This window comes from Streptomyces sp. NPDC002838, assembly GCF_040295365.1.
GTDB lineage: Bacteria > Actinomycetota > Actinomycetes > Streptomycetales > Streptomycetaceae > Streptomyces.
The window spans coordinates 1-15,453 of the sequence record NZ_JBEOVF010000104.1; the positions used below are offsets into that span (position 1 = coordinate 1).

At 70.3% G+C, this 15,453-nt stretch carries 14 protein-coding genes and 4 pseudogenes; 6 read left to right on the plus strand and 12 right to left on the minus strand.

The window, feature by feature from the left end:
* Positions 1–197 precede the first annotated feature (197 nt).
* The 7 genes and pseudogenes from ABT063_RS50615 to xynC all read right to left on the minus strand — a co-directional run.
* Positions 198–2,411, minus strand: coding sequence for a xanthine dehydrogenase family protein molybdopterin-binding subunit (locus tag ABT063_RS50615; RefSeq protein ID WP_351068873.1), 2,214 nt, complete (start codon positions 2,409–2,411; stop codon positions 198–200).
* Positions 2,408–3,388: an FAD binding domain-containing protein gene (locus ABT063_RS50620; protein WP_351068875.1), complete on the minus strand. Its 981-nt coding sequence runs from the start codon at positions 3,386–3,388 to the stop codon at positions 2,408–2,410. Before ABT063_RS50620 ends, ABT063_RS50615 begins: the two co-directional genes overlap by 4 nt.
* A gap of 12 nt (positions 3,389–3,400) precedes the next feature.
* A complete protein-coding gene (locus ABT063_RS50625) occupies positions 3,401–4,039 on the minus strand; it encodes a (2Fe-2S)-binding protein (protein WP_351068877.1) in 639 nt (212 codons plus the stop codon).
* 77 nt (positions 4,040–4,116) lie between these two features.
* Entirely contained in the window at positions 4,117–4,935 is an 819-nt protein-coding gene (locus ABT063_RS50630) for an NAD(P)H-dependent oxidoreductase (RefSeq protein ID WP_351068880.1), read from the minus strand.
* Between the two features lie 490 nt (positions 4,936–5,425).
* Entirely contained in the window at positions 5,426–5,575 is a 150-nt protein-coding gene (locus ABT063_RS50635) for a non-reducing end alpha-L-arabinofuranosidase family hydrolase (protein ID WP_351068906.1), read from the minus strand.
* Between the two features lie 103 nt (positions 5,576–5,678).
* Positions 5,679–5,747: pseudogene (locus ABT063_RS50640) on the minus strand (hypothetical protein); the annotation flags it as partial.
* Between the two features lie 81 nt (positions 5,748–5,828).
* Positions 5,829–7,592: pseudogene (gene xynC, locus ABT063_RS50650) on the minus strand (glucuronoarabinoxylan endo-1,4-beta-xylanase XynC); the annotation flags it as partial.
* A gap of 266 nt (positions 7,593–7,858) precedes the next feature.
* Here xynC and ABT063_RS50655 point away from each other — a divergent pair.
* Entirely contained in the window at positions 7,859–8,203 is a 345-nt protein-coding gene (locus tag ABT063_RS50655; RefSeq protein ID WP_351068882.1) for a VapC toxin family PIN domain ribonuclease, read from the plus strand.
* Positions 8,204–8,383: 180 nt separating this feature from the next.
* Here the strand turns inward: ABT063_RS50655 and ABT063_RS50660 are convergent, their stop codons facing one another.
* The 5 genes from ABT063_RS50660 to ABT063_RS50680 form a co-directional block, all read right to left on the minus strand.
* Positions 8,384–8,680 carry a hypothetical protein gene (locus tag ABT063_RS50660; RefSeq protein ID WP_351068884.1) on the minus strand — a complete coding sequence of 99 codons (297 nt, stop codon included), beginning with the start codon at positions 8,678–8,680 and terminating at the stop codon, positions 8,384–8,386.
* A gap of 18 nt (positions 8,681–8,698) precedes the next feature.
* The gene (locus ABT063_RS50665; RefSeq protein WP_351068886.1) at positions 8,699–8,920 is read right to left on the minus strand and encodes a hypothetical protein; all 222 of its coding nucleotides are present in this window, start codon (positions 8,918–8,920) and stop codon (positions 8,699–8,701) included.
* A gap of 78 nt (positions 8,921–8,998) precedes the next feature.
* On the minus strand, positions 8,999–9,568 hold the full coding sequence (locus tag ABT063_RS50670) for a TetR/AcrR family transcriptional regulator (RefSeq protein WP_351068889.1): 570 nt from the start codon (positions 9,566–9,568) through the stop codon (positions 8,999–9,001).
* Positions 9,569–9,757: 189 nt separating this feature from the next.
* Positions 9,758–11,056, minus strand: a complete 1,299-nt coding sequence (locus ABT063_RS50675; protein ID WP_351068892.1) for a DUF3533 domain-containing protein — start codon at positions 11,054–11,056, stop codon at positions 9,758–9,760.
* Positions 11,053–12,183: a 4Fe-4S binding protein gene (locus tag ABT063_RS50680; RefSeq protein ID WP_351068895.1), complete on the minus strand. Its 1,131-nt coding sequence runs from the start codon at positions 12,181–12,183 to the stop codon at positions 11,053–11,055. The genes ABT063_RS50675 and ABT063_RS50680 overlap by 4 nt, the downstream gene beginning before the upstream one ends.
* A gap of 136 nt (positions 12,184–12,319) precedes the next feature.
* Here ABT063_RS50680 and ABT063_RS50685 point away from each other — a divergent pair, with 136 nt between their 5' ends.
* From ABT063_RS50685 to ABT063_RS50705, 5 genes and pseudogenes are all read left to right on the plus strand, one after another.
* The gene (locus tag ABT063_RS50685) at positions 12,320–12,724 is read left to right on the plus strand and encodes an NAD(P)-binding domain-containing protein (RefSeq protein WP_351068897.1); all 405 of its coding nucleotides are present in this window, start codon (positions 12,320–12,322) and stop codon (positions 12,722–12,724) included.
* A gap of 423 nt (positions 12,725–13,147) precedes the next feature.
* A complete protein-coding gene (locus ABT063_RS50690) occupies positions 13,148–13,849 on the plus strand; it encodes an SDR family oxidoreductase (RefSeq protein WP_351068900.1) in 702 nt (233 codons plus the stop codon).
* 27 nt (positions 13,850–13,876) lie between these two features.
* Entirely contained in the window at positions 13,877–14,755 is an 879-nt protein-coding gene (locus ABT063_RS50695; RefSeq protein WP_351068903.1) for an alpha/beta fold hydrolase, read from the plus strand.
* A 184-nt stretch (positions 14,756–14,939) separates the two neighbouring features.
* Positions 14,940–15,056, plus strand: a pseudogene (locus ABT063_RS50700) (CocE/NonD family hydrolase); the annotation flags it as partial.
* Positions 15,057–15,113: 57 nt separating this feature from the next.
* Positions 15,114–15,305, plus strand: a pseudogene (locus ABT063_RS50705) (VapC toxin family PIN domain ribonuclease); the annotation flags it as partial.
* Between the last annotated feature and the right edge of the window lie 148 nt (positions 15,306–15,453).

The following is a 15,453-nucleotide window of genomic DNA, read 5'->3' on the forward strand; positions in this document are numbered from 1 at the left end:
TTGGGGGGGGGGGGGGGCCCCCGGCCACAGCGTTTTACTGTGTGCGCGTTTTTTATCCTTTGGGGGGGGCGGGGGGGGGGGGGGGGGGCGCGCCCCGCCGCCGCGCCGGCATGGGGGGAATGGGCGCGGCGGCGGGCCGACCGGGTCGGTTCCGGGGCCCCCTCGGGGGGAGGGAGAGAGGCCAGGCCGCCCGGGGTTCAGAGCAGGGCTTCGGCGGTGATGGGCAGGTCGCGGACGCGGCGGCCGGTGGCGTTGAAGACCGCGTTCGCGATGGCCGGCGCGACCCCGACCTTCACGATCTCGCCGAGGCCCTTGACGCCGATGGGGTCGGCGTGGAGGTCCTCCCCGTCCAGATAGATCGCCTTGAGGTCGGGGATGTCGGCGTTGACGGGGACGAGGTAGTCGGCGAGGTTGGCGTTGACGATCCGGCCGTCGCGGTGGTCGGTGACCGTGTGCTCCAGCAGTGCCTGCCCGACGCCGCCCACCATGGCGCCGAGGGCCTGGCTGTCGGCGAGCTTGGGACTGATGATCCGCCCGACGTCGTAGACGCCCAGCATGCGCCGCATCCGCACCAGACCCAGCCGCCGGTCGACGGCCACCTCGGCGAACACCGCGCTGTAGGCGTTCATGGAGTACCGGTCGTCGCCGCTCGGGGTGAAGGTCCCGCGCGTCTCCAGGTGCGTACGGCTGTTACGGGCCAGCAGTTGCCGGTAGGTCTCCCCGCGCGCGGGGGTGCCCTTGACGTGCAGCCGGCCGCCGCGGACCACGATGTCGTCGGCGTCGACGCCGTGCAGCGGTGACCGCTCGTCCTCGACGGCGAGTTCGATCGCCTCCTGTCGCAGCTTGTCGCAGCCGTCCTGGACGGCGGAGCCGACGCCGGCCATGGTCTGCGATCCGCCGTGCGGCGGGGCCGCCGGGAAGGTGGAGTCGCCGAGTTCGAAGCGGACCGTGCGCATGGTCAGGCCGAGGGCGTCGGCGGCGAGCTGGGTCATGGAGGTGTAGGTGCCGGGGCCCATGTCGCTGGTCGACGCCTGGACCAGGGCCGTGCCGTCGGCATCCAGCCTGACCCGTGCCTCGGACCGCATGCGCAGGGTGTCGTAGATACCGCTGGCCATGCCCATGCCGATCAGCCAGTCGCCGTCCCGCCGGGAGCGGGGCCTGGGGTTGCGCCGGTGCCAGCCGAACTCGCGGGCTCCGGTCCGCAGGCACTCGCTCAGGCGCCGGGTGGACCAGGGCAGCCCGCTGGCAGGGTCCTCCTGCGGTTCGTTGCGCAGCCGCAGCTCGATCGGGTCGATGCCGGTCTTGTGGGCGAGTTCGTCCATGGCCGACTCGATGGCGAAGGCGGCGCTGGACCAGCCGGGGCCCCGCATGAACGTCGGTGTGTTCACGTCCAGCGGCACGGTTCGAAACGCCTGGCGGACGTGGGGCGTGGCGTAGAGCATCTGCCCCGGGTTCATCACGCCCTCGGCGAAGTGCTCGTACGAGGACGTCTCGGCCCGTATCCGGTGGACCGCCGCGGTCAGGCGTCCGCCTCGGGTGCTGCCCAGACGCAGCCCGTACTCGTAGGCGGGCCGGTAGCCCACCCCGTAGTACAACTGCTCGCGGGTCAGGACCAGTTTGACCGGGCGGCGGATCTGGCGGGCGGCGAGGGCCGCGATGGTGGTGTGCGGCCAGGTACGCAGCGCGTTGCCGAACGCGCCGCCGACGAACGGCGAGATGACGCGCACGTTCTCCGCCGACATGCCGAACACGGCGGCGAGTTCGTCCCGCGCGCCCACCGTCCACTGGGTCTTGTCCCACACGGTGAGCTTCTCGCCGTCCCAGCGGGCGATGGTGGCGTGCGGCTCCAGCGCGTTGTGGTGGTTACGGGTGAGCCGGTAGGTGCCCTCCAGTTTCACCTCCGCCGAGGCCAGTGCGTCTTCGGGGTTGCCGCGCACGTAGTTCTGCGGCGGCAGGGGGTCGTTCTCCCGGACTCCGGATGCCGCCATGTCGGTCGACGGCTTCTCGGCGTCGTAGGAGACCTTCACCAGGTCCGCGGCGTGCTGGGCGGCCTCCAGCGTGCGGGCGACGACCACGGCGACGGGCTGCCCCAAGAAGCGGACCTTGTCGTCCTGGAAGACGTGCAGCCGTTCGCCGACGAAGGGGTCCAACCAGGCGCCCGGGTTGTCGCGGTAGGCCAGTGTGGGTTTGTCGAGGTGGCTGATGACGCCCAGGACGCCGGGCTGGGCGTCGGCGGCGCGGGTGTCGATGCCGGTGATCCGTCCGCGGCCGACGCTGCTGTCGACGATGACCGCGTGGACGACGTCGTCGATGTCGTGGTCGGCGGCGTACTTGGCCTGGCCGGTCACCTTCAGCCGTCCGTCCACCCGGGACAGCGGCGCTCCGACGGCTGCCTGCGGCTGCTGGCTCACTTGCCACCTCCCACGACGCGCAGTTGGCGCTCGACGGTCCGTTTGAGCAACTCGACCTTGAAACGGTTGTGCTGGAGGGGCCGGGCCCCGTCCGCCGCCCGCTCGGCGGCCTTGGTCCACAGGGCCTCGGACGGGCGCTTGCCGATGAGCTCGCGCTCGACGGCGGTGAGCTTCCAGGGGATGGTGCCCACGCCTCCGGCGGCCACCTTGGCCTGGCGGATCACTCCGCCGCGGATGTGCAGGGCGACGGCCGCCGAGGTGAGCGCGAACTCGTAGGACTGCCGGTCGCGCACCTTCAGGTAGCCCGACTTCAGCGGGCGCGGAAGCGCCGGAATCTCGACAGCGATGATCAACTCGCCTGGACGCAGGGCCTGTTCGCGGTTCGGTGTGCTGCCCGGCTTGAGCAGAAAGTTCGCGAAGGGCACGGTCCGCTCCCCGGTCGGGCCGAGGAGACGGACCGTCGCCTCCAGGGCGGCGAAGGCCACGGCGACGTCGGAGGGATGGGTGGCCACGCAGTCGTCGGAGGTGCCGAGGATGGCGTGGGTGCGGTTGACGCCGTGCAGGGCGGCACAGCCCGAGCCCGGCTCGCGCTTGTTGCAGTCGGCGGTCACGTCCCGGAAGTACGTGCAGCGGGTGCGCTGCATGATGTTGCCGCCGATGGTCGCCATGTTGCGCAGCTGCGCCGACGCGCTCAGCTCCAGCGCCTCGGAGATGACCGGATACAGGGCGCGCACTCCCCGGTGGGCGGCGGCATCGGCCATCCGCACCAGCGCGCCGATGCGCAGGCCCCCGCGCTTGGCGACCATGACCTCGCGCAGGGGCAGGGCGCTGATGTCGACCAGCGTGCGGGGGCGTTCGACGGTCTCGCGCATCAGGTCGACGAGGGTGGTGCCGCCGGCGATGTAACGGCCGCCGTCACGACCCGCGGTGAGGGCCTGCCGGGTGTCGGTGACCCGGGTGTAGGAGAAGGGATGCATGGGGGCTGTGCCTCATTTCCCGTGCGCGGTCTGCTCGACCGCGCGCACGATCTTCACGTAGCAGCCGCAGCGGCAGATGTTTCCGCTCATGAACTCCCGGATCTCCTCCGGTGAACCGGTGTGACCCTCGTTGATGCAGCCGACGCCGGACATGATCTGGCCGGAGGTGCAGTAACCGCACTGGAAGGCGTCCTGGTCGATGAACGCCTGCTGCAGCGGGTGCAGCCGTTCGCCCTTCGACAGGCCCTCGATGGTGGTGACCTCGGCGCCGTCCAGCCGAACCGCCAGCGTCAGGCAGGAGTTGACCCGGTGGCCGTCGACCAGGACGGTGCAGGCACCGCAGGCACCGGCGTTGCAGCCCTTCTTCGAGCCGGTCAGCCCCAGGTGTTCGCGCAGCAGGTCCAGCAGCGAGGTCCGGTTGTCGACCGTGACGGTGTGCCGCTTGCCGTTGACGGTCAGGGAGACGCGGCTGCTGGGCGGCGCCCCGGCGGCGTCCGCAGGCTCGGCGCCGAACACGGACGGCCCCGCTATCAGGCCGCCCGCCACGACCGCACCGCCGACGGCGGTGGTCGCGATGAACGTGCGCCGGGACGTGGCGGACGTATATCCCTCGGGGGGAGAAACAGTTGACTCGGGGGGTTCGGTGGACATGACCACTCTCTCGGTCGACGGAAGGCGGTTGGCGGTACCGGCCACCGTCATGTGCACGAATCGGTGTGAGCGGGACATCACGGCTCTTCTCGGGAGGACGTGACAGCGCACATGCGGGTGGTGGCGTTTGGCGCCGCAAGGCGGTTATGCGGCGGATTCCGTGTCGGGCTCGGGCCGTGTGCAGCCGCCCGGGAAGCGGGCGGGCCACCGAAGTTCATCTTCAGGAAAGCGGACCAGTTGTTGATGGTGCTGACCAGCGGTTCGGCGAGCCAGGGGAGGTCACCCGCGGAGGTGGTGACGCCCCACAGGGTGCGTCCGGCCATGGCCGCCCGGAAGCCGAGACCGGGAGTGTCCATCCAGGACGTCCAGTGGTCCAGGTAGCGCTTGGTGTGGGAGGACAGCGAGTACCGGTACACAGGGGAGGCGATCACGATGCCGGTCGCGGCGAGGGTGGCCTCGAAGAGCAGCGCGAGGTTGCCCTCCTCGGGCCGTGTGGTGTGCCCCGCGCCGTGCCGCAGGTCGTCGAAGTCGGGGAGCGGATGCTCGGCGAGCGAGATCCACTGCTGCTCGATGTCGGCGGGCAGCTGTGCGGCGGCCCGGCGCGAGCAACTCGGTGTTCCCGTTGCCGCGGTGGCTGCCGAGGATGAAGAGGAAACGGCGGGACAATGGGGATCTCCTTGGGCGAGCGCGTGGATGACTGCTGCGTGTGAGCAGTCCCGCCGGGCGGCGTCGTGGTCTGTCGTGTTCTGCCGTGTCCCGGCGGTGTCGGTCGGGCCGGCGCCGCCGGGACACGGTTCACGCCGCGGCGGACGAGGCGGGCCCTCGGCCAGGAGGAGTGCGGTGGCCGCGGGTTGAACGCGATCGGTAGCCGCCTCACCAGGCCTTCGGTGCGGCACGGCATCCACTGTGCGGCACGCGGCGCGATACAACGAGCACAGAGTTTTGGGACGACTCGGGTAGGTACCACTGCCGTTGGTACGTCTGGCAGTAGCAGCCAGAGCGGTCCGACCGTCGGCGGTGGTCGTCATGCCGTCATGTGTGGGGAGGCAGCCACGGCGGCCGTACGGTTCGGATACGGCCGCCGTGGACCGGAATCGAGTGGCGGAACGGGAAACTACGGAGAGATCACCGAGAAGGTGAGCTCCGAGGGGAGATCTGCACCGTCAGCGCGACTGCCCCGAACAAAGACAGCCCACCGGCCGGCCAACGGCGTAGGAGTCTGCGGAACGCACACATGCGCCCGGCCCGACGCGGACCGCGTACGGAGTCCTGCGGCACGCGACCGGCGACTTCAGGTTCGAATGTGGCCACTTGTGCCCACTGGGCGGCTGCGCCCGGGAGGCCCGGTGAGTCTCCCGGGCAGCCGCCGGCATTCGTCGGACCGGTTCAGCAGGTGGGGTTGGTCCGGGTCAGCAGGCCCATCCGCCATGGCAGCCGGCTGTAGTCGCCACCCGCGCTCGGGTCCATGCCCTGGCAGAGGAACCGGAGACGGCACGGATCGATGGTGAGGGTCTGGTCGTTGTTGGCCCTGAGCAGCTCCCCGTGGGGGAAGTCCTGCCTCCAGGACGGTGTGCCGGACGGGAAGGTTCACGTTGTTGGAGCGGGCGAACGGGCGGGACTCGCTCGTGTGCGGCGCGTTCCAGGGGCCGTTGAGGCTGCCGGAGGTGAAGGACCGGTACCAGCGCCAACCATGGATACTCCGTTTCATGTCCGGGCCACACCGCGCCGCTCGCGTGGGTGGTTGTCCGGTGGCAACAGCGGCCCGGTGCACGGCAGGCAGCGTCGGTCAGCCGACCCGCACGAGTTGCCATTGCTGGTTGGTGCCGCCCCGGTCGGTGTACTGGATGATCTCGGCGCCGTTGTCGGTCGCGGCGTTCTGTACTTCGAGTGCCTTGCCGCTGTTGCGGTTGATCAGGCGTATGTGGCCGCCGTCGGAGTCGGCGAGTCTGAATTGCTGGTTGGCGCCGTTGTGGTCGGTCCACTGGACGATGCCCGCGCTGTCGGCGGTGGACCAGCCGAGGACGTCGAGGACCTTGCCCGAGTGCCGGGACTTGAGGCGGTAGTGGCCGCCGCCGGAGTCGACGAACTGCCACTGCTGCTGGGCCTGGTTGTTGCGCGACCACTGGGTGATGCGCGCGCCGTCGTCGGTGGCCAGGTTGTACACGTCGAGTGCCTTGCCACTGTTGCGGTTCACCAGCACGTACCACGCACTGGTGTCGATCCCGACGGGAGCCCCGGTCACGCCGGCCACGAAGGTCGTCACGCTTCGAGCGGGAAGCGTGGCGGTGAAGGAGCCGTTCGACACGCCGGTCGTGCCCTGGGGCGCCACGTTCCTGCTCGCGTCGGTCAGCCAGGACGAGACACTGGACACCGTGCTGTTCGCCAGGGAGAACTGCTGGCTCACCGCGGAAGTCCCCTTGTTGATGGCAACGACGACGACCGTGGACGTACCGCCCCGGTACGCCGAGACGTAGACGTTCGACGCCGGGTTCGCCGTCGCCTCGATCCGCACGTATCCGGGGCGGACGAACCGGGCGAAGTGCGCCATGCTGGCGCCGCGCTTGCTGATCCGGCCGTCCTCCCGCATGGGGCCGTAGCTGCGCCGGATGTACCACCAGATGTATGCCTGGAACTCGGCGTCCACCATGGCGCGGTGGATGTGCTCCCCCACGTCGAGCGCCTGTGGCCAGAGGTCCGCCGAATCGCTGCTGTTGGGGTAGTAGACCTCGGTCATCCAGAGTTCTTTGCCCGCGCCCCTTTGTTTGAAGAGGGGGTAGGGGAAGTCCGAGAACTGCGTGCCGTAGAGATGGGCCCCGATGATGTCCACGTTGGCGAGTGCCACGGAGTCGTTGAGGATCGGGTCCGAGATGTTCTTCCGGTACTGGAAGGACTCGGGCGCGATGACCCTGGTGCCGATCGAGCCGGCGTTCTCCCGCAGGAACCGGACCATTTCGGCGGGAGTCCACCACGTCCAGTCATGAGCGTAGTCGGGCTCGTTCTGCACCGATATGCCGTACAGGTTCACCCCGTTGTTCCGCAGGAACGCGTTGAAGTCGTTGAGGTGCTGGGCGTAGGCGCCGTACATGTCGTATCTGAGGCGTCTCGCGTCGGTCTGAGTGCCGCGGACGAAGGTCTCGACCATGTGGGCGGGGGGATTCCACGGCGAGGCGATGACGGTCGCCCCGAGTTCGGTCGCGCGCTTCGCCGTCGCCACATCACGGCTCCAGGCCGCCTGGGTCTCGGGGACGGGGATCCTCAGCACGGATAACCCCAGCCGGCCCTCGCCGGTGCCGAACGCCGTGTCCCGCTGGGCGGCTGTCAGGTCGCCGATCCAGGCCGTGTGGGTCATGCCGCCGAAGCCCCGGATCGTCTGCCGCCGCGCCGACGGGTCGATGACCGCCGTGGCGGCGGGCGTCACGGCCGCAGCTCCCGAAGCCCCCACGGCCGACGTCGCGGCCGTGAGGACCGGCAGGGCCCCCATCGTCGCCAGGACGGTTCTGCGGCTCGGCGATCTCCGCTCGCTGCTCCCGGGCTCATTCCGATCTTGCGTCATGTTTCCTCCTCTTGGCTGTTGGTGCCGATCCGCGCCGCAGAGTGGGAGCGCTCCCACTCGCAGGAAGGGCTACGCGCTGGTCTTGTTCGGAGGGGAGGTGCTTCTGGTCGTTGCCTCGGCCTGCCCTTGGCGGCTTGGGAAGCCGCCATGCTGTTCGGTATTGCGAACGGCAGGCAAGATTTCGAATTCTTGGTAAGTCGGGAAGTTAACGACTGCCACTCGCCACCGCAAGCCTCAGCGCGCCACGAAGCGAGGGCGGGGGCGGGATGGCCCGCGCCGAACGCGCGAAGCACCACAAGGACGGCCATGTCGCCACACGTGAGCTTGGGCGAGAGGCAGCCCTCAGCGCGGTCGACGACCTCCGGCGCTGGATGGGCCGAGGCCGCGTCGTCATGCCGGAAATCACGGAGGATCACCTGGGCGCCGCCCAGTCTGTCCGTGTCCGCTATCGCGCGCTGGACCTCGACCTCGCCGACGCGGTGAACGTGGCCCTCGCCGCCGACTACGACACCGACGCGATCCTCACCCTCGACCGCAGCGACTTCCGCACCGTACGCCCATTGGCCCGCCACAAGGCATTCCGTGTCCTGCCCGACGACCTGCCGCTCTGACGCGGCAGACGTCGCCTCCGCGGCGCACGAAAACTTCATTCAGCCTTGCTGAGGGAAACAAGAGGCTGAGGACTTCTCGTGCGGGGGCACCGCGATGCGCACCGCGAAGCCCAAGGCCGGCGACACGTCCGGTCATCATGGGCCCGGGACGTTTCGGCGCCCGCCGAAACGACACTCGCCCTACTTCGCCGGGAAGAGCCGCAGCTTCGCGGTGTCCCCCACGATGGCGAGAACGGCGATCGACAGCTCGTTGACAGTGGAGGGCCCGCCCTGGTCGGGGCGCTGCCCGAGCAGGTTGGAAGTGAATCCGCTCGCGTCGACCGAGCTCAGGTCCACGCCCTCGGCACCGGCGGCGCTCACCGTGAACGGTCCCGCCCGAAGGCCGGCTGCGCGCGGGATCTCGGTGCCCTTCGTCACGACGACCGTGCAGCTTCCGTCTGCACACGCCCGCAGCTCGGCCGGTGTCGACGGCGTCATCGGCTTCACCGCGGTCGGCTACGGCGACGAGGAGGGCTTCGTGGGCGTGGGCGAGGCGGACGACGGTTCGGCCGAACGCGACGGTGCGGCTCGCGCGGGCGCCCCCGCGCCGTCGCCGGAGTCGGAGCCGCAGCCGGTCAGCGCGGCGGCGAGGGCCAGGAGGGCGCAGACGGTCCCCGCCGCACGCCGCGCCGCAGGCCTGGCCGTACGGCGGCGGGCCGATGTTTCCGATGTGGTCATGGGACCGCAGCACTCTTGCGGCCATCGGGCCTCCCTCGGGTGCCGGGCGGTGAGGGGGCGTTCTGGAAAGGTGATGCGTCAGCGCACGCCTGCCGCGTCGAGCAGGGTGGTCACGGTGGGCGCGACGAGCCCGGTCAGGCGGTCGGCCTGAATTCCCGCGCGGGCGCTTGCGCCGTCGAAGACCAGGCTGAGCTGCCGGGCCAGCAGATCGGGATCACCCGCCCCGCCCTGCTCGGCCTCGGCGCGGAAGAAGGCCGTCAAGTTCGCCTTGACCCGATGGGCGACCCGGCTCGCGGGGTGACTCTGATCCTTGAGCTCGATCTGCACGGCCAGGTACCGACAGCCTCTGAACTCGGGCGCCCCTGCCTGCGACTCCACCTGCTCGAAGACGTGCAGGATCCGCTCGCGGGGTGACCGGCCGTCGTCCGCCGCAGGCAGGAGGGTTGCCACGTAGGCGGAGGCGCGCTCCTTCAGGCTTACCGCCAGGAGTTCGTCCTTGCTCTCGAACAGCTGATACATGGAGCGCTTCGACACCCCCGCCGCCTTGCACAGCGCCTCGACGCCGATGCTGACACCGTCTCGGTAGGTGAGCGTGGCCGCCGCCTCCAGCAGTCGCTCCCTGGGGCTTGGTTTCACTTCGGTGGTCATAGCGCGAGATTAACCCGAAGCGGACGAAATGAAAACCGATCGGTTTCCAGGGGGTCCGGGCAGAGGCTCGGCGACGGCCTGGGGGAAAGACCGTCGCCGAGCCATGATGGTGTGCGCGTCTGTCGTCCCCGGCAGGGCGACACACACCGGGGCCACTCCGAGTAATGGCCCGTCCTGGGTGACCTGCCGCTACGCCGGGACGGCGGTCTTCTCGGGCTTCGTCTCAACCGGGATGCGGTGCAGTCCCTTGCGGTCGTACCACCCCAGTACGCCGAAGCCGAACAGTGCGGCCGCCACGAGGCCGGCCGCCATCATCACCCAGCCGCGGGTCAGACCCGCGTCGCCCTGGGCGTCGTAGTAGAGGATCGAGCGAATACCATCAGTGATCTGCCGCAGCGGCTCGAACTCCGCGAGGAAGCGGTAGAAGCCGGGCAGCGCCTCGATGGGGGTGGTGGCCCCGGCCGTCGGCACCGCCATCCCGATGAAGACCAGCGTGACCACCAGCATGCCGGGAGTGCCGAAGACCGCGAGGAGGGTGAGCGCGCCGATCCCGGCGACCGCGATGGCGCACACCGAGTACACCCACAGCAGCGGCAGATGCGTGGCGTGCATGCCCATGATGCCGACCGCGCCGGCCATGACCAGGGTGCCCATCAGCAGGGACAGGCCGGCCATGAGGGTGCTGCTGATGGCGAGGGTCTGTACCCGGGTCGCCCAGATCAGCGGGCGGTGCAGGCGCAGGGGGCCCATGTCGTTGTGGGTGTAGCCGAGGGCGTGGTCGACCTGGCCGCTGATGACGTTGGCGGAGAGCATGCCGCAGACCACCAGGACGAGCGCGTAGTAGAAGGCCGTCAGGCCCAGGCCGCTGCGCGAGGCGAGGGGATGACCGTCCTCGACCGTGACGGCGGCCGGATCGGCGAGCAGGACGCGTGCGGCGGCGGGCAGCCTGGTCTGCTGGGCGCCGGTCTGCGCGGTCAGCTCCTTGCCCAGCTGGAGTGAGGCGTTCTCAGCGGCCTGCGTTGTCGCCGTCCGGGCCAGGCCGGAGCCCAGGCTGCCGGCGGACTGGTTGGTCAGCACCGTCAGCGTCGGGCGGGCCGGGGTGCCGGTGGTCGTGGTGCCGGTCAGTGCGGTGGTGGAGGAGGTGAAGTCGGCGGGCACGACGAGCGCGCCGAACAGCTTGCCCTTGCCGAGCTCCTCCTTCATCTCCTTCTCATCCATCACCTTCCAGTCGATCTTGTCCCCGCTCGCGCTCGACTTCTTGATCGACTCGGTGATCTGCGCCCCGAGGTCGACCTGCTTGCCGCCGACGGCGGCTCCCTTGTCGGCGTTGACCAGGCCGACGGGCAGCCTGGTCAGGTGATCGGCCGGATCGATGTTCGCGCCGACGTAGAACACGGTGAACAGCAGCGCGAGTACGCCCGTGATGACGCCGTTCGCGATCCACAGAGGCTTGGCGCGCAGGACGCGGAAGGGGTGGATGCCACTCATGACGTACGTGTCTCTCGGTCGGTGGACGCGGAGCGTTTCGCCGGGGGCTGCCAGCCGCCGGTGACTTCCTTGACGGGCTTGTGGGGGAAACGGCGTTGGGCGTATTCCTGCGCGTGGGAGCCCGGCAGGACGTAGAGGGTTTCCTTCTTGTCCTGGAGCGGTCGCAGCACGGTGTCCATGAACGTCTTGCGGTCGTCCAGGTAGGGGCCCAGGACATCCTCGCCTGCGGGGCAGACGGCGAGGCAGTAGCCGGACTTGTAGCCGGGGGGTGAGCTCAGGCTCTGCCACATGGAGGCGCTCTCGGAATCGGTGACCCGGGAGCGGTAGTCGGCGGCGTCCTCGCTGTCGGCCACGGTCTGCGCCCAGTCGGTGAACCCGCTCATGAACTCGCGGTAGTTGTGCGTGGTGCAGGCCAGCGCGTCGAAGGCGCCGTCCTTGCCGATGGCGCCGACCGGGCAGGCCGCGACGCACAGCTTGCAGTCGATGCAGGGGCTGTAGTCCAGCGCCTGCCCGTAGGCGCTGACCTCCGCGTCCACCAGGACGGTCACGAGCAGGATGAAGCTGCCGAACTTCGGGTGGATGACGTTGCGGTGCAGGCCCATCACGCCGAGGCCGGCGGCCACCGCGACGGTCTTGTGCGCCACCACCCAGATCCGCTCACTGGGGAAGCGGTCCATCTCCTGGGGGAAGCCGACGGAGGGATTGAGCGCGCGGTAGCCGGCGTCCTGGAGCGCCTGGGTGACGCTGCGGGCGGCGTGGTTGGCCTGTTCGTCGGTCTGGTGGAACTCCTGGTTGGCCACGCTGCGGGCGGGGGAGCGGCAGTTGTCGCGGTTCATCCGGACCGCCATCGCGATCAGGGTGCGGGTGCCGGGGAGTGCGGACTGTGCGTGCTCGCGCTCGCCGGCCAGGTCGGGATGGTCCAGGCTGACCGCGGCGGCGTCGTCCGCACCGGCCGCCAGACACAGCTCGCGCAGCCAGGCCGCGTCGATCACCGCCGGCGGGCTCATCGCGTCACCGGCCCTGCGCCGGGCGAGTACGGCCTGTACCGACGGGTGGGCGGCCAGCTTCGCCGGAAGCCTGGGAGCCGGGGCCGTCGGTTGCCCCTCGGCGTCGCGCGCGGCAGTCATCCGTACTCCTGGGGACTCGGGTTCGAGACTCGCCCTCACAGCGAGAAACCGATCAGTTTCACCACCGTAAACTGATCGGTTTCCGCACGCAAGCCCGAGTCGAAGGGTTCAGGCACACAACGGCGAGGTGGAAAGCGTGTGGATCTCCCGGCAGCTGGGGCGGCCTGTGTTCAAGGCGTGGAACGCCGCTCTGGCCGGCACCCGGTGGACGAAGGGCGTTCCGGCGGGGACCCCGGGCCGCATCGCCATCCCGGTCGCGGCCGACTCCGACGCGTCACGTCGCGTGGCCATGCGTCTCGTGGACGACACCGGATTCGACCCCTTCGACGCCGGTGTGCTCGCCGACTCCTGGCGCCGGCGGCCGATGGGCCCCGCCTACTGCACCGAGCTCACCCTGGACGAGCTCGGACCGCCCCTGGCCGCGGCCGACCGGGCCAGGGGCGCGCGCATCCGCGACAGCATGCCGGAGCGCTTCGCCGCCCTCGGGGACGCGCCTACGCGGGAGGAGGTCGTCGAGATGAACCGCGCCGCCCGTCGCTGACGCCTGGTTGCCCTGCGGGTGGCGCGCGCTTTGAGGTGCGGCCCGCAGCCGGTACATACGCCGTCCGCGTCGTCAGTGGCAGGGCGTCCGGCCTCGATGGTCGGGATCACGTCACTTCCGCGAGCCCGCGACCGGCTCCTCGCTGTCTCGCCACCCCGCCACCAACGCCCGCAGGGCTCGCTCGTAGCAGTCGGCGACCGCGAGTGCCGGCGGCTCGTTCAAGCTGGGCCTCAAGCTCCGACTCGACCTGGCCGATGCCGACATCGACCAGGCCGGACAGACAGGTGGAGCACTCACCGTCCCAGGGATCCACGGGTACGGAACGCCACGGTGGAGCCGGGGGACTCTGTTGGGCTTGCGCCTGGAAACCGATCGGTTTACAGTGGTGGAAACCGATCGGTTTCTCATTCTGTGGAGACAGTCATGACCGCATTGAAGGGCGCAAACGTCTTCGTCACCGGCGGCAGCCGGGGCATAGGCAAGGCCCTGGTGGAAGAGCTCTTTGCGCGCGGTGCCGGCAAGGTCTACGCCACGGCCCGCGACCCGCGCAGCGTTACGCACCCGGACGCGGTCCCGGTGGCGCTGGAGGTCACCGACCCGGCCTCCGTGGCGGCGGCCGCCGCGCAGGCGGAAGACGTCACCGTACTGATCAACAACGCCGGTGCCGCGGTCGGCGCGTCCTTCCTCGACTCCCCGGTCGACGACGTACGCCGGGAGTTCGAGACCAACTTCTACGGCCCGCTGCTTCTCGCCCGGGCCTTCGTGCCGGTCATCGAGCGCAACGGCGGCGGCCACGTCCTCAACGTGCACTCCGTGCTCTCCTGGCTGGCCCTGGGCGGCTCCTACAGCGCCTCCAAGGCCGCTCTGTGGTCGCAGACCAACTCCCTGCGCCTGGAGCTTCAGCCGCGCGGCATCGCCGTCACCGGACTGCACGTCGGCTACGTCGACACGGACCTGGCGGCGGACGTCGACGCACCCAAGTCCGACCCCCGTGACGTCGCCGCACTCGCCCTCGACGGCGTCGAGACGGGCGCGTACGAAGTGCTCGCCGACGACATCTCGCGGCAGGTCAAGGCGGGCCTGGCCGGCGACCTGGCGGGGCTGTACGCCCAGCTGGCGAAGTAACCCCTTCACACACGAGGAGTCGGCGAGATGCCCAGCCACGAGTCACGTCCCACGATCCACATTCCGGGGACCACCAGCCACACCATCGCCCCGCGCGCGGGACTTGACGGCCGCGAGGGAACGCTGCGCTACCTCAAGGCGGGCACCGGCGCCCCCTTGATCCTGCTGCACACCGTGCGCACCCAGGCCGAACACTTCCGCCTCCTCATCCCGCTGATCGCGGAGCAGTACACCGTGTACGCCCTGGATCTGCCGGGGATGGGCTACTCCGAGATCGTGCCCGGTGCGTCGTACGACGAGCCGGCCATGCGCGCGGGCGTCAAGCGGCTCCTGACCGAGCTCGACCTCCATGACGTGACGCTGGTCGGGGAGTCCATGGGGGCGGTGCTCGCCCTGACCACCGCGGCCGATCTGCCGGAGCGGGTACGGCGGGTCGTCGCGGTGAACACGTACGACTTCCCCGGCGGGATCGCCCGGTCCGGTCTTCTCGCCCGTGTGGTGGTCGGCGGTGTTCTCACTCCGGGGGTGGGCCCGGTGGTCGCCGGGGTGGAGCCCAAGGCCGCCTTCCGCAGGATCCTGCAGGGCGGGCTGGTCGACAAGAGCGCGCTGCGGGCGGACTACGTGGACGAGCTCCTCCAGGTGGGCGGCCGCCCCGGCTACCCGACCGTCGCCCGGGGTGTGTACCAGGCCCTGCCCAGCCTCATCGCGGCCCGCTCGCGCTACCCCGAGGTCAAGGCGCCCGTCCACCTCGTCTACGGCGAGAAGGACTGGTCCCGGCCCTCTGACCGGGAGGCCAACAAGCGGCTGTTGCCGGCCGCCGAGTTCACGCAGGTGCGGAAGGCCGGCCACTTCATCGCCCTGGAACGGCCCGACGTACTGGCCGACCTGCTGAACGCGGTGGCGTGACCACCCCGAGAGCACCGTGGTCACCCCCGTTCGGGCGTAGTGCGGGGCGGGGACCAGGTTCGACTTCGATGTTCCGGCGGAGATGCGTGACGGCACCGTGCTGCGCGCCGATGTCTACCGGCCCAGGGGTACGGGGCCATGACCGGTGTTGCTGAGCCGGCTGCCGTACGGGAAGCAGCTGCCCATGGCGGTCGCCTTCCTCGATCCCCTGGCGGCGGCCAGGCGTGGCTTCATGGTGGTCACCCAGGACACCCGTGGCCGGTTCGCCTCCGAGGGGCCGTGGGAGCCGTGGACGTACGAGGAGAGCGACGGCTACGACACCGTACGGTGGGCCGCCGCCCTGCCCGGCTCGAACGGCTCCGCACTCAGCGCGGTCGACGACCTGCGGCGCCGGCTGAGCCGAGGCCGTGTTGTCAGGCCGGAGACCACGGAGGACCATCTGAGCTCCGTGCAGTCCGTTCGCGCTCGCTACGACGTGCTGGACCTCGACCTGGCCGACACCGTGAGCGTGGCGCTGGCCGCCGGCCACGAGACCGACGCAATCCTCACCTCGGGAACGCCCCGGCGCCGAAGTCCTGTCCAACAGGCACGACTTGGGGGGGGGGGGGGCCCCCGAGGGGGGGGCGGGGGGGGGGAGGGTGGGGGGGGGGGCGGTACGGCCGGGCGGCGGCGGGGGGGGGCCGGGCGGGCGGGAGGAA

Excerpts from the sequence above, each read along its gene's own strand:
- ABT063_RS50655 (WP_351068882.1), top strand. The coding sequence starts at position 7,859 with ATGGCCCGCGCCGAACGCGCGAAGCACCACAAGGACGGCCATGTCGCC.
- ABT063_RS50620 (WP_351068875.1), bottom strand. The coding sequence starts at position 3,388 with ATGCATCCCTTCTCCTACACCCGGGTCACCGACACCCGGCAGGCCCTC.
- ABT063_RS50695 (WP_351068903.1), top strand. The coding sequence starts at position 13,877 with ATGCCCAGCCACGAGTCACGTCCCACGATCCACATTCCGGGGACCACC.
- ABT063_RS50670 (WP_351068889.1), bottom strand. The coding sequence starts at position 9,568 with ATGACCACCGAAGTGAAACCAAGCCCCAGGGAGCGACTGCTGGAGGCG.
- ABT063_RS50625 (WP_351068877.1), bottom strand. The coding sequence starts at position 4,039 with ATGTCCACCGAACCCCCCGAGTCAACTGTTTCTCCCCCCGAGGGATAT.
- ABT063_RS50660 (WP_351068884.1), bottom strand. The coding sequence starts at position 8,680 with ATGACGCCGTCGACACCGGCCGAGCTGCGGGCGTGTGCAGACGGAAGC.
- ABT063_RS50665 (WP_351068886.1), bottom strand. The coding sequence starts at position 8,920 with ATGACCACATCGGAAACATCGGCCCGCCGCCGTACGGCCAGGCCTGCG.
- ABT063_RS50680 (WP_351068895.1), bottom strand. The coding sequence starts at position 12,183 with ATGACTGCCGCGCGCGACGCCGAGGGGCAACCGACGGCCCCGGCTCCC.
- ABT063_RS50690 (WP_351068900.1), top strand. The coding sequence starts at position 13,148 with ATGACCGCATTGAAGGGCGCAAACGTCTTCGTCACCGGCGGCAGCCGG.
- ABT063_RS50675 (WP_351068892.1), bottom strand. The coding sequence starts at position 11,056 with ATGAGTGGCATCCACCCCTTCCGCGTCCTGCGCGCCAAGCCTCTGTGG.